General features: G+C 67.8%; 11 protein-coding genes and 1 pseudogene. 5 read left to right on the plus strand and 7 right to left on the minus strand.

Features of this window, described 5'->3' with window-relative positions; genetic code table 11:
- The first annotated feature begins 130 nt into the window (after positions 1 to 130).
- On the plus strand, positions 131 to 613 hold the full coding sequence (locus NK1_RS17655; protein ID WP_084461108.1) for a GtrA family protein: 483 nt from the start codon (positions 131 to 133) through the stop codon (positions 611 to 613).
- On the opposite strand, the gene NK1_RS17660 is transcribed toward NK1_RS17655, so the two are convergent.
- From NK1_RS17660 to NK1_RS17670, 3 genes are all read right to left on the minus strand, one after another.
- A complete protein-coding gene (locus NK1_RS17660; RefSeq protein ID WP_063009982.1) occupies positions 600 to 1,217 on the minus strand; it encodes a pyridoxamine 5'-phosphate oxidase family protein in 618 nt (205 codons plus the stop codon). The genes NK1_RS17655 and NK1_RS17660 overlap by 14 nt on opposite strands.
- A 164-nt stretch (positions 1,218 to 1,381) precedes the next feature.
- Positions 1,382 to 3,595: a molybdopterin-dependent oxidoreductase gene (locus NK1_RS17665; protein ID WP_063009984.1), complete on the minus strand. Its 2,214-nt coding sequence runs from the start codon at positions 3,593 to 3,595 to the stop codon at positions 1,382 to 1,384.
- Positions 3,596 to 3,705: 110 nt separating this feature from the next.
- Entirely contained in the window at positions 3,706 to 4,188 is a 483-nt protein-coding gene (locus NK1_RS17670) for a hypothetical protein (RefSeq protein ID WP_036525405.1), read from the minus strand.
- Positions 4,189 to 4,555: 367 nt separating this feature from the next.
- Here NK1_RS17670 and NK1_RS17675 point away from each other — a divergent pair, with 367 nt between their 5' ends.
- Positions 4,556 to 5,227: a DUF4282 domain-containing protein gene (locus NK1_RS17675; protein ID WP_084461110.1), complete on the plus strand. Its 672-nt coding sequence runs from the start codon at positions 4,556 to 4,558 to the stop codon at positions 5,225 to 5,227.
- Positions 5,228 to 5,351: 124 nt separating this feature from the next.
- Positions 5,352 to 6,224, plus strand: a complete 873-nt coding sequence (locus NK1_RS17680) for a helix-turn-helix domain-containing protein (RefSeq protein WP_063009986.1) — start codon at positions 5,352 to 5,354, stop codon at positions 6,222 to 6,224.
- A 28-nt stretch (positions 6,225 to 6,252) separates the two neighbouring features.
- Here NK1_RS17680 and NK1_RS17685 read toward each other — a convergent pair whose 3' ends face one another.
- Positions 6,253 to 6,756 (minus strand): MarR family winged helix-turn-helix transcriptional regulator, encoded by a 504-nt coding sequence (locus NK1_RS17685; RefSeq protein WP_084461112.1) that lies wholly within the window; start codon positions 6,754 to 6,756, stop codon positions 6,253 to 6,255.
- A gap of 86 nt (positions 6,757 to 6,842) precedes the next feature.
- Between NK1_RS17685 and NK1_RS17690 the strand changes: the two genes are divergently transcribed.
- The gene (locus tag NK1_RS17690; RefSeq protein WP_063010016.1) at positions 6,843 to 8,309 is read left to right on the plus strand and encodes an MFS transporter; all 1,467 of its coding nucleotides are present in this window, start codon (positions 6,843 to 6,845) and stop codon (positions 8,307 to 8,309) included.
- A 95-nt stretch (positions 8,310 to 8,404) separates the two neighbouring features.
- Here the strand turns inward: NK1_RS17690 and NK1_RS17695 are convergent, their stop codons facing one another.
- Entirely contained in the window at positions 8,405 to 8,962 is a 558-nt protein-coding gene (locus NK1_RS17695; RefSeq protein ID WP_036497043.1) for a dTDP-4-dehydrorhamnose 3,5-epimerase family protein, read from the minus strand.
- Between the two features lies 1 nt (position 8,963).
- Positions 8,964 to 9,854, minus strand: coding sequence for a glucose-1-phosphate thymidylyltransferase RfbA (rfbA, locus tag NK1_RS17700; protein WP_036497044.1), 891 nt, complete (start codon positions 9,852 to 9,854; stop codon positions 8,964 to 8,966).
- Positions 9,855 to 10,083: 229 nt separating this feature from the next.
- On the opposite strand from rfbA, the gene NK1_RS17705 reads away from it, so the two are divergent.
- On the plus strand, positions 10,084 to 11,115 hold the full coding sequence (locus NK1_RS17705) for an alpha/beta hydrolase (RefSeq protein ID WP_084461115.1): 1,032 nt from the start codon (positions 10,084 to 10,086) through the stop codon (positions 11,113 to 11,115).
- A 102-nt stretch (positions 11,116 to 11,217) separates the two neighbouring features.
- On the opposite strand, the pseudogene NK1_RS35025 reads toward NK1_RS17705, so the two are convergent.
- Positions 11,218 to 11,447 (minus strand): annotated as a pseudogene (locus NK1_RS35025) (hypothetical protein); the annotation flags it as partial.

Raw genomic sequence — 11,447 nt, forward strand, 5'->3', positions numbered from 1 at the left:
TACAGGTATGGCCGGGATAGGGGTCGGGTGTCGCGGCTCCGCGGCCCGCTCGAGGCGGATTTCACAGCGGCGACCGGGGCGGGAGCGTGGTTGCGGCGGCGTATGCGGCGCGACCCGTTAGTCTCGTGCCGTGAGTGCGGAACCCCATCTCCCTCTTCCGGCCGAGTTACCCCTGGTAGACGAGCCGGGCGGTACGGATGTCGATCTGAAGACGCAGATCGTCCGGTTCGTCCTCACCGGCGGCTTGTCGGCGGTGGTCGACTTCGGGCTGTACGTGCTGCTCATGGCCCTGTTCGGGATCCCGCGCGATTTCGCCAAGGCCTGCAGTTTCATCGTCGGCACCACCACGGCGTATCTGATCAACCGACGCTGGACGTTCAAGGCGCCGCCGAGCCGCAGCCGCTTCGTGGCGGTGGTGATCCTCTATGCGGTGACCTTCGCGGCGCAGGTGGGGATCAACGCCCTGCTCAACGACACCCTGCCGCCGATGTCGGTGGATATCGCCGGCCATTCGGTGAAGGGCGCGGTGCTCATCGCCTTCGTCATCGCGCAGGGCGTGGCCACCGTGATCAACTTCGTCGTGCAGCGCGCGGTGATCTTCAAGATCCGCTGAGGGCTCGGGCCTGCGCCTTGGCGCCGAAATAGTCCCCACCCTTGGCCCGCGGACTGTCGGTACCCCATTCCCGCTCCTCACGGGCGGCCGGCACCAGATGCGGGATGTGCTTGCGACAGTGGATATAGGCCTCCTCGACATCCACGACCACCCACCGCTCGGCGATGCGTCCGCGTTCGGGCGCGGGCAGGCCGGGCACGCGGAGCCGCAATACCTGATCGTCGACGATGTGTGCCGATCCGTTGATGTGCAGTCCGACCAGGTCGTGCACGAAGTCGATCATCAGGATGCCGACGTGCGGGTTCTCCAGGATGTTGCCGAGCGAGGCCATCACCCCGTTGCCCCGGTATTCCGGATAGGCGACCGTACGGTCGTCGATGACGTGCACGAATCCGGGTTTGCCGGCCCGGAAGCTGGTATCGCATTCCCCGTGCCGGTCAGCGGTGGCGATGAAGGCCATATCCATCCGGCCCACGAAGTCGCGCATGCGGGAGTTGAGTCCGTCGAGCACCTGTTCGTCGTAGAAACGCCCCGCACGCTCCTCGGTACCGAATCGCTGTTGCAGTTCCCGCTCGCCGTCACTGCCGCCTGTGAAACCGGACATGCCACACCCCTCCGGGTAGCTGAGATCCGCACGTGAATGGTTCGGCGCTGAACCTGGAATATGCCGAAATACTATAGGAACGAACGTATTTCGGATGGCGAATCCGGCAATGCCGAAAGGTCGTTTGCCCCGGGGATGCCGACAGATTCGGACGTATCGGAGAATCAGACCGGCGTGATGGTCACCGGAACTCCGTTGAACACCGCATTTCCGGATACGGCGTCGATCCGCGAATCATCGGTCAGGGCATTGGCATTCACCCCGGCGTGCTCGCGCGCGACCGTCTGGGTGCTGCCCGAATGTCCCCACCCGTGCGGCAGGCTCACCACACCGGGCATGATCCGGTCGTTCGGTTCCACCGGCACGGTCAGCTTTCCGGCCGCCGACTCGATCGCGGCCAGCTCGCCGAGTCCGAGGCGCGCCACGTCGTCGGGATGAATATGCAGCGTGCACGTATTGGAGCCACCGACCAGGGCCGCCACATTGTGCATCCAGCTGTTGTTCGACCGCAGTTGCCGCCGGCCGATCAAGACCACATCCGGTCGGGCAGCAGACATTTCGGCCAGCAGCCGGGTCGTGTCGTCGAGCAACTGCTGCGGTGCCAGCTCCACCTTCCGGGAGGCGGTGCGCAGCACGCCGGGCAGCCGCGGCTGCAGCGCACCCAGGTCGACGCCGTGCGGATTGTCCAGCAGGACCTGCAGGTTCAGCCCCTCGGGCGCGATGTCGACGGACCGGCGTTCGGGATTCCATTCGCCGTACGAACCCAGGCGCAGCATCATGTCGATGCGCTGTTCGGTGGTGTTCGCGCCGATCAGCTCGCCGCGCCGCGCGCCGAGTCCGGCCTTGTGCAGGGTGCCGGCGATGATCAACTCGTCCACCGCCGCGACGGGATCGGTTCCCGGCTCCGGCTGCTGCCCCGCCAGGGAAAGTGCCAGGCGGGCAAGTATTTCCGGTTCCGAGGGCCGGTCGCCGGGCAGGGCGACCACCGGCGGGGAATAGCGGGCGTAGTTGTGCACCGCGAATTGCAGCAGCGCGAAATCGTAGTGCGGTGCCTGCAGTGTGCGCGGCGGCGGCAGGATCACATCGGCATGGCGGGTGGTCTCGTTGAGGTAGCGATCCACACTGACCATGAAGTCCAGCCCGGCCAGCGCTTCGCCGAGCCGTGCGCCCGCGGGAGCCGAGAGCACCGGATTGCCGGCCACCGTCACCAGCATCCGGACCTGCCCCTCGCCGGGGGTGAGAATTTCGTCGGCCAGCGTCGCGACGGGGAATTCGCCCATGGCTTCGGGCAATTCGCGCACCCGGCTGGCCCAGCGCCCGAGCCGGAACGGCCGCGTCCGCACGATGCCCAGGGCCGCGGCGGTGGCGAACATCGCGCCGCCGGGCCGGTCCAGATTGCCGGTGAGCACGTTGATCACGTCCACCAGCCACTGCGTGAGGGTGCCGAATTCGGCGGTGCAGGTGCCGATGCGCGCATAGACCGCGGCCGTCGGCGCCGCCGCCAGTTCCCGCGCCAGCCGCCCGACGGTCTCGGCCGGGATGCCGGTGCGTGCCTGCACCGCCTCGGGAGTGAACGGAAGTGCGGCAGAACGGATCTGCTCGAGGCCCGCCACCTCGACGCGGATATCGGTCAGATCCTCGGCGAAGAGTGTGTGCACGATGCCGAACAGCAGATACGCGTCGCTGCCGGGCCGGATGAACAGATGTTCGTCGGCGAGGTCCGCGGTGCGGGTGCGCCGCGGATCGACCACGACCAACCGCCCGCCGCGCTTGCGCAGCGCCTTCAACCGGCCCGGATAGTCCGGGGCGGTGCACAGCGAACCGTTGGATTCCAGCGGGTTGGCGCCGAGCATCAGCAGATAGTCGGTGCGGTCCAGATCGGGCACGGCGACCGTCAGCGGATCGCCGAACATGAGCCCGCTCGACACTTGCTTCGGCATCTGATCGGCGGTGCTGGCCGAGTACAGGTTGCGCGTGCTCAACGCCCGGATCAGCGCCGGCACGTACAGCGCGCCGGCGATCGTGTGGGCATTCGGGTTGCCCAGATACAGCGCGGCGGCCTGGCGGCCGTATTCGTCGAGGACGGCCGGCGCTCGTTCGGCGATGAGGTCGAACGCCTCGGCCCAGGTGGCCTGCCGCCAGGTGTCGGTGGCGCGATCACGGATGATCGGCTCGGCCAGCCGATCGGGGTCGGCGTCCAGCGCCCCGAGACTCGCGCCCTTCGGGCAGATGAAGCCCCGACTGAACGGGTCCTCGCGGTCGCCGCGCACGCGCGTCACCCGGTCCTGAGCGTCCAGGGTGATCTCGAGTCCGCAGACGGCCTCGCACAGCGGGCAGGTGCGGTAGGTGGTCCGGGCTTCTGCGGTGACGCGCGTCATGGATCCATCATGGTCGGCGGTCGGTCGTCGCGCCGCGATTCATCCGAAATGCACGAAAACCGCGAAACCGCGAGAACACTGTCGTTCTCGCGGTTTCGCGGATGGTCGATTCAGCTGGCGATGCGAGCGACCTGCGGCTTGCGGCCGGAGTTCGCCGAACGCACGGCCGCGGCGATCGCGACGACCGGCGGCAGCCAGCGGGCCTCGGTCGGCGCTACACCCCAGCAGGCCTCCCCGGCCGAGAGCTGGGTGGGCGGCAGCGGGATGCCCGCACCGTCGGTGTAGACGATCGCGCCGGCCGCGCGCAGCGCCTCGAGCGCCATCGCGGCCTTGGCGAGTCCGGTCACCAGGTGGATCTCGCGGCGCTCGGCGCCCGGGATCTCGATCACCGGTCCGGACAGGTTGTTGGCCCGCAGGAATCGGCGCACGTTCGCGGCCAGTTCGCCGGCGACCTCGATACCCGAAACATTCGTGTCGGTGATCAAGCAGATGCCGTTGGCCGTTTCAGCGACCGTCCACCCGCGCTGGATGTAGTCCTGCGCGGTAGCGGCCAACGTCGCCGCGTGGACGGAAGTCGGAAACGCTGTACGCACTGTGTTCTCCATTCCCCGGGTAGATCTGGGTCCTGCGTCGGTGTTCATGGGACGTATCGGGCCGCGCTACCGGCGGTGTTACAACTTGGTGGAAATTTCTTCGTGATGGTCGGATACGTCACACGGGCGGGCGGTGATCGCCGGTGGCTATGAACCTTTCGGAGTGCCGCTCCCCGCCGTTGTGAACTGCTACGACTACCACCTTTGTGCGCGTCGCTGTGAATCGAATGCGTTGCCGCTGTTGATTCCCTGGCAGCTCGCTGGGAAGAAATGGGGTGAAAGTGTGACGTGAGTCGCATGTGACCGATGGGATTCGAGCCCGCCCGGAGATTGCTCGCTTCGGCTGTGCCGGGAGAGGATTCGAATCATGAGCGACGACCCGCAGCGGCCCAGAAACCGGGATTCCGAGACCGGGGCCGCGCGCGATTCCGCTGGGGGCCCACGGGATAGGGACGAGACACCCGAATCGACCGGACGCGACGAAGCCGACGACCGCTCCGGCGAAGACGGCGACGCCGACTATGCCGTGGAGTCCCGCTGGCTCGCGTGGAAGGACTCCGCCCGGCGCCGCTGGTCACCGGACGAGTCCGCGGAGGACGAGCGGCCCGAGCCGTTCCGGAGTCCCGGCGCCTTCCGCGCCTGGTGCGGTGCGGCCGCCCGCGCGCTGCTGGATGTGCAGTTCCGCACATCGGCCACGCGCACACTGCTGCCGCTGGCCTATCTCCTGGGACTGGCCTTCGCGATCGGCATCCCGCTGGTCCTGGTCGTCGTGCTCTGGCAGGTGTCCGCACTGCTGGGGGTGATCTTCGCGGTCGTGGTGGCGATCCCCCTCGGCCTGACCATCGCGGCATCGGTGCGATTGGTGCTGGAATTCCTGGTCAACGCCTCGCGGCTGGCGACCCGGGTGGAGCACATCAACACCCTCGCCGACGATCTCTTCCGCGCGCTCTCCGATGTCGCCGAGCCGGTGAACCAGCTCTCGGAAGATGTTCGCGCCGTGCAATTCTGGCGCTTCCGCAAACGTCCGCCGCGCAGGTAGCAGCGCATGCGTGGCTCCGGTCGATCGGCGCGGCTGTCGGGGGCTGTTCTGTTGTGCGACAATCCGTTCGGGGGTGTCCGGAGCGAGTTCCGATGCCCGCGAAGGTTTCTGTCGAGGGGGGAAAATGGCTTCACCGCAGGGGATCACCGGTTCGACCATGCCGCGGCGGCAGTTGGGCCGCCGGCTGCGTGACCTGCGTAATCGCGCGCGGATGACGACGCGGGTGGCGGCCCGCCGGCTGGAATGGTCGGAGGCCAAGATCTGGCGGATCGAGACCGGTCAGACCTCCCTGCGCAGCCTCGACGTGGAAGCCATGTGCAAGATCTACGGCGCGCCCGAGGCCGAGCTGGAACCTCTCACCGCGCTCGCCCGCGAAACCAAGGCCCGGGGATGGTGGGCTCCCTACGGTGATGTGATCGCCGAGGGTTTCGACGTGTACATCGGCCTGGAAGAGGCCGCGACCCACATCTCCACCTTCGAGAACGAATTCGTGCCGGGCCTGCTGCAGACCGAGGACTACACCCGCGCACTGCTGACCGCGGCCCGGCCGAATCTGAGCCCGGCCGAGGTCGAGCGCCGGATCGAGGTGCGCAGGCAGCGGCAGCGTCTGCTCACCCGCACCCCGGATCCGGTGCGGCTGGTGGCGATCATCGCCGAATCGCTGCTGTGGCGGCGGATCGGTGATCCGGCCGTGATCGCGGGCCAACTCGATCATCTGCGCCGGATGTGCGAGTGCCCGAATATCGATATTCGCCTGGTGCCCAACGATTCCGGCTACCACGAGGGTCTCGATTCCGGGCGATTCGTCCTGCTGGAATTCGGCGAAGCCGGTGCGGAAACCACCGAGCCGCCGGTGGTGTATGTCGAAACTTTCGCCGGTTCCACCTATTTCGACAAAAATTCCGATATCGACCGTTATCGGGGCGCGTTCGCGAATATTCGTGCCGCCTCGACGGACGGGCGAGCGGCCCTGGACGAGGCCATCGCCGCTGCGTGACGCTCGGCCTGATTCGGCGCGGCCGGATTCAGTGCAGAGTGCGTTCCAGGACGTCGCGGTGCGTCGGAACGGCGGCGGTGTGGACCGCGCGGCCCTTGTCGGTGAGGCAGACGTAGATGGCGCGGCGGTCCTCGGTGCACAGGGTGCGATCGACCAGTCCGTCGCGTTCCAGTCGTGCCACTGTGCGGGACAGTGCGCTCTGGCTCAGGTGGATGTCGTGCGCCAGATCGCTCATCCGGTAGCTGTCGCACGAGGCGTCGACCAGGCGGTCCAGCGTCTCGAACTCGCTGAGGCCGATGTGGTGTTCGCGCTGCAGATCCTTTTCCAGCGCACAGGACACCGCGGCATGGCGAGCGAGTAGATCGCGCCACTCGCCGACCAGGCCGCCCGGCCCGTCGTTCCGGACGGTCGGCGCGGGGCAGCCGGTGTCGGTATCACTCGGCGCTACGGACGGCAGACCTGCGGATGACGCCGTCTCCGGTGCTACCGCGTCCGTCGAATGCGCCGGAAACGCTGTCGACGCCTTTGTCATGTCGCCATCCTAGTGTCTGCGGCCGTTTCATGCAACCACATTAAATGCTTGTGCATTAGATGCGCACGCATGTAATGTTCCGCGACATGACTTCCACAGCAACACTTCCGGCCGCCTCGGCGGCCGACACTCGGTGGCCGATCCGGCTCTGGGGCATGCTCATCACGCTGTGCATCGTGCTGTTCCTGGACGGCCTCGACGTCTCGATGGTCGGCGTCGCGCTGCCGTCCATCGGTACCGAACTCCATCTCGAAACCTCGACCCTGCAGTGGCTGGTCAGCGGATACGTCCTCGGCTACGGCGGTCTGCTGCTGCTCGGCGGCCGCACCGCCGATCTGCTGGGGCGGCGCAAGGTCTTCCTCATCGCACTGGCCGTCTTCGCGGTCGCCTCGCTGGCGGGCGGGCTGGTCAGCTCCGGGCCGCTGCTGATCGCGACCCGCTTCGTCAAGGGTCTGGCGGCCGCCTTCACCGCGCCGACCGGGCTGTCGATCATCACCACGAATTTCGCCGAAGGGCCGGCGCGTAACAAGGCGCTGTCCATCTACACCGTCTTCGGTGCCGGCGGCTACTCCATGGGCCTGGTCTTCGGTGGCCTGATGACCGGTTTCGGCTGGCGCTGGACCTTCCTGCTGCCGGTGCCGATCGCGCTCGCCGCCCTCATCTCCGCGGCGATCCTGGTGCCGAAGGACAAGGGCGACACCGCCGAGGGCGGACACGATCTGCTGGGTGCGCTGTTCTCCACCACCGCCATGCTGCTGCTCGTCTACACCGTGGTGTCCGCACCGCAGGCCGGCTGGGGTTCGGCGCGCACCGTGGGCTCGTTCGCGGCCGTCCTCGTCCTGTTCGCCGCGTTCGTCGCGGTGGAGAAGCGGGTGCGGCATCCGCTGATCCGGCTCGGCATCCTCCGCAAGGCCACGCTGGTGCGGGCCAGCCTGGTGATCGTCGCGGTGGCGGGTTCCTACTTCAGCTGGCAGTTCATCGTCACCCTGTATCTGCAGGACAGCCTGGGCTGGTCGCCACTGACCCTGGCGATGGCGCTGCTGCCGGTGGGCGTCTTGGTGGCGCTGTCGTCGGTGTTCTCCGACAAGTTGGTGGACCGCTTCGGCACCGGCCCGATCATCGCGGTCACCACCACCGTCATGGCGATCGGCTACCTGCTGTTCCTGCGGATCGACACCGCACCGTCCTACGTGGCGGTGATCCTGCCCGCGGTGCTGCTGATCGGTATCGGATGGATCGGCTTCCCGGCCATCAACATTCAGGCCACCAACGGTATCGAGGACGAGGAACAGGGCCTGGCGGCCGGTGTGCTGCAGACCTCGATGCAGGTCGGCGCGGCGATCGTCCTCGCCATCACCACGGCGCTGATTTCCTCGGGCCCGCACGGTAATTCACCGCAGGCGGTCCTCGACAGCTACCGTCCCGGCCTGATCTTCGCGGGGATCGCGGCGATCATCGGCGCCCTCATCGCCTTCACCCACTTCCTGCCCACGCGCAGGAAGCAGCAGGAGGTCGAGGACACCGAACAGGCACCGGAACTCGCGGCGGCCTGAGATCCCTACCGAACGCCACGCCCGGCTCATCCGTTCGAGCCGGGCGTGGCGTCTGCGCGAGCCGGGCCCGGGGCGGCGGAACCCGCGCCCGGCTCTCAGCGAAGTTCGCGCAGGCGCGGCGCGGCCGCATCCTTCGGCGAGCGGATGAAGGTCAGCGGACTACCGTCGGAACCGGCCGTGGGCCAGTCGATTCCGAGATCCGGATCGAAGGCGTCGAGGTCCCGGTCGAATTCGGGGGAGTATTCGAGCGAGCAGAGATAGGTGACGGTGGAATCGTCGGCCAGCGACAGCAGGGCATGACCGAGCCCCTCGGAGACGAAGACCGAGCGGCGCGTGACGTCGTCGATCACCACGCTGTCCCAGCGGCCGAAGGTGGGGGAGTCACGGCGCAGATCCACCACGACATCCAGGAAGGCGCCGCGCATACAGGTGACGTATTTCGCCTGGCCGGGCGGATTCTCGGTGTAGTGGATGCCGCGCAGCACGCCGGCCGCCGAGGTGGAGGTGTTCATCTGCAGCAGGTCCAGGGGCCGTCCGGTCGCCTTCTCGAATTCCGAGGCCTTGAACGTCTCGGCGAAGACGCCGCGCTCGTCGCCGCGCAGCTCCGGCGTGAACTCCCACGCCCCGGGGACCGCCAGTTCTCGAATCCGCATGTCAACCGTCCTGTCCGTAGCGATCGTCGCGCCCGCGATTCAGCAGGTCCAGCAGGTAGGTCCCGTATCCGGAGCGCACCAGCGGCTCGGCCAGCCGGCACAGCTGTTCGTCGTCGATGAAGCCCATCCGCCAGGCCACCTCCTCGGGCACGCCGATCTTGAGACCCTGTCGTTCCTCGATGGTGCGCACATAGTTGGCGGCGTCCAGCAGCGAGTCGAAGGTCCCGGTATCGAGCCAGGCGGTGCCGCGCGCGAGGGTTTCGACCTGCAACCGCCCCTGTTCCAGATAGGTGCGGTTGATATCGGTGATCTCGTATTCGCCGCGCGCGGACGGCCGCAGTCCCCGGGCGATCTCGACGACGTCGTTGTCGTAGAAGTACAAGCCGGGAATGGCGTAGTTGGATCGCGGGAGTTTCGGCTTCTCCTCGATGGAAACGGCTCTACCCCGGTCGAATTCGATCACACCGTAGGCCGAGGGATCGGAGACCCGATAGGCGAAGACCGCGCCGCCGTCGAGGCCGTCGAAGCGCCGCAACCGGGTGCCGAGACCGGGACCGTGAAAAATGTTATCGCCGAGCACCAGCGCCGCGCATTCGCCGCCGATGTGGTCGGCGCCGAGCACGAAGGCCCGGGCCAGGCCGTCGGGTTCGGGTTGCACCACGTAGTCGATCGCCAGACCGAACTGGGTGCCGTCGCCGAGCAGCCGGCGGAAGGCCCCGGCATCCTCGGGGGTGGTGATCACCAGGATGTCGCGAATGCCCGCCAGCATCAGCGTGGAGAGCGGGTAGTAGACCATCGGCTTGTCGTACACCGGGACCAGTTGCTTGCTGACCCCGCGCGTGATCGGGTGCAGCCGGGACCCGGTGCCCCCGGCCAGAATGATTCCGCGCATGTGACGCAAGTCTGCCAGCTCTCGCCCGCTCGGGCTCGATGAGGTTCCGAGTAGACCGCGAAATGGTCACGATGGTTTCGCCGGACCCTGGTCGGGCGATCAAGTATTGCGTAGGTCACATATCCGTGGTGTTCTGAAACACCAGTGTGTGAGATGTCAGCGCCGACACCTCAGCTGCCGAATCTGCCGGTGGCCGGTCACTCGGCGCCGAGTGGCAGGTAGGTGCGCGATGACGGCGATTCCCATCGGCGAGGCCGAATACCGGCCGGGGCTCGAACCCGGTGTTGTCGTGGATCCGGTGGTGGTGAACCCGGACCGTGCGAGTCTGCATTCGCAGGCGGTGCTGCTGACCTGCCGGGGCGTGGTCGGCCCCGTCATCCGGCGCTATCCGATCACTCCGATGACCATGCCCGTCGCGCGAGTCCTGATCGACCGGCTGGCGGCGCTGCGGCCGCAGGTGCGGGGCGTGGAGCGCGAACAGGTGCGGATGAGCGGCTTCCGGATGGAGATCATCCGCCCGGCCGGCGCCCGGCGATCCCTGCGCGACGGCGCCGTGATGTACATGCACGGCGGCGGCTTCTTCCTGTGCGGACTGGACTCGCACCGGCCGGTGGCGGCCAGCCTGGCCCGCCGTACGGGGCTGCCGGTGGTGAACGTGGACTATCGGCAACTGCCCGGGACGAATATCGCCGGATCGGTCGAGGACTGCCTCACGGCCTATCGCTGGTTGCTGCGGCACGGCGCCGATCCGGCCCGCATCGTCTTCGCCGGAGATTCGGCGGGCGGTTTCCTCACCTTCGCCACCGCGTTGCGGGCGGCGCAGGCCGGACTGCCCGGCCCGGCCGGCCTGGTCGGCCTGTCACCGCTGCTGGATCTCGATTACCGGCTCAAGGGCGAGTACATGAACGTCGGTCGCGATGCCTACATCCCGATGGCGGCGGTGCGGCAGATGGTGCGTTACGGGGCCGAGGCGGAGCGGCCGCTGGACCCGGCGCTGTCGCCGGTCAACGGATCGCTCACGGGCCTGCCGCCGGCGCTGCTGATCGTCGGTGAGGACGAATTGCTGCGCTGCGACAGCGAATTGATGGCCCGCCGGCTCACCGCGGCCGGTGTGCCGAATTCGCTGGAGCTGTGGCGCGGGCAGGTCCACGCCTTCATGAGCATCCTGCCCAATATGCCGGAGAGCCGCGCCGCACTGGCGCGGGTGGCGCGATTCGTGCGGGCGCGGATCGAGCCGGAAGAGGCCGCGCAGACCGCGTGAAGGACAGGCGAAACGACAGTGCCCCGCCCACCGAACGGTGGGCGGGGCACTGTCTCTGATCCGAGGAATCCGCCCGCTCAGGGGGACGGGCAGCCTGCGGAACTACTTGGCCGGCGCCGGCGGGTTGAACGGCGCGGTCGTGGTGGCCCAGTACTGGATCGCGGCGCCGATCGCGACCGGAGCGGTCACGAAGATCTGGCCGGCGAGCACACCGAGGAAGCCGACAGCGGCGGCACCGGCGATGCAGCCGCCGAGCGGGCCGAGGCCGAACAGGGTGGCCAGCGCACCGGTGGCGACGACACCGAGGGCAGCGCCCGCGATGCAGCCGATGG

Origin of the sequence: Nocardia kruczakiae NBRC 101016, assembly GCF_001612965.1 — a bacterium.
Taxonomy (GTDB): Bacteria; Actinomycetota; Actinomycetes; order Mycobacteriales; family Mycobacteriaceae; genus Nocardia; species Nocardia kruczakiae.

Bases quoted from the DNA above. Each gene is read 5' to 3' on its own strand.
- NK1_RS17695 (WP_036497043.1), bottom strand. From the start codon at position 8,962: ATGCGGATTCGAGAACTGGCGGTCCCCGGGGCGTGGGAGTTCACGCCG.
- NK1_RS17680 (WP_063009986.1), top strand. From the start codon at position 5,352: ATGGCTTCACCGCAGGGGATCACCGGTTCGACCATGCCGCGGCGGCAG.
- NK1_RS17690 (WP_063010016.1), top strand. From the start codon at position 6,843: ATGACTTCCACAGCAACACTTCCGGCCGCCTCGGCGGCCGACACTCGG.
- NK1_RS17665 (WP_063009984.1), bottom strand. From the start codon at position 3,595: ATGACGCGCGTCACCGCAGAAGCCCGGACCACCTACCGCACCTGCCCG.
- NK1_RS17685 (WP_084461112.1), bottom strand. From the start codon at position 6,756: ATGACAAAGGCGTCGACAGCGTTTCCGGCGCATTCGACGGACGCGGTA.
- NK1_RS17675 (WP_084461110.1), top strand. From the start codon at position 4,556: ATGAGCGACGACCCGCAGCGGCCCAGAAACCGGGATTCCGAGACCGGG.
- NK1_RS17705 (WP_084461115.1), top strand. From the start codon at position 10,084: ATGACGGCGATTCCCATCGGCGAGGCCGAATACCGGCCGGGGCTCGAA.
- NK1_RS17660 (WP_063009982.1), bottom strand. From the start codon at position 1,217: ATGTCCGGTTTCACAGGCGGCAGTGACGGCGAGCGGGAACTGCAACAG.
- rfbA (WP_036497044.1), bottom strand. From the start codon at position 9,854: ATGCGCGGAATCATTCTGGCCGGGGGCACCGGGTCCCGGCTGCACCCG.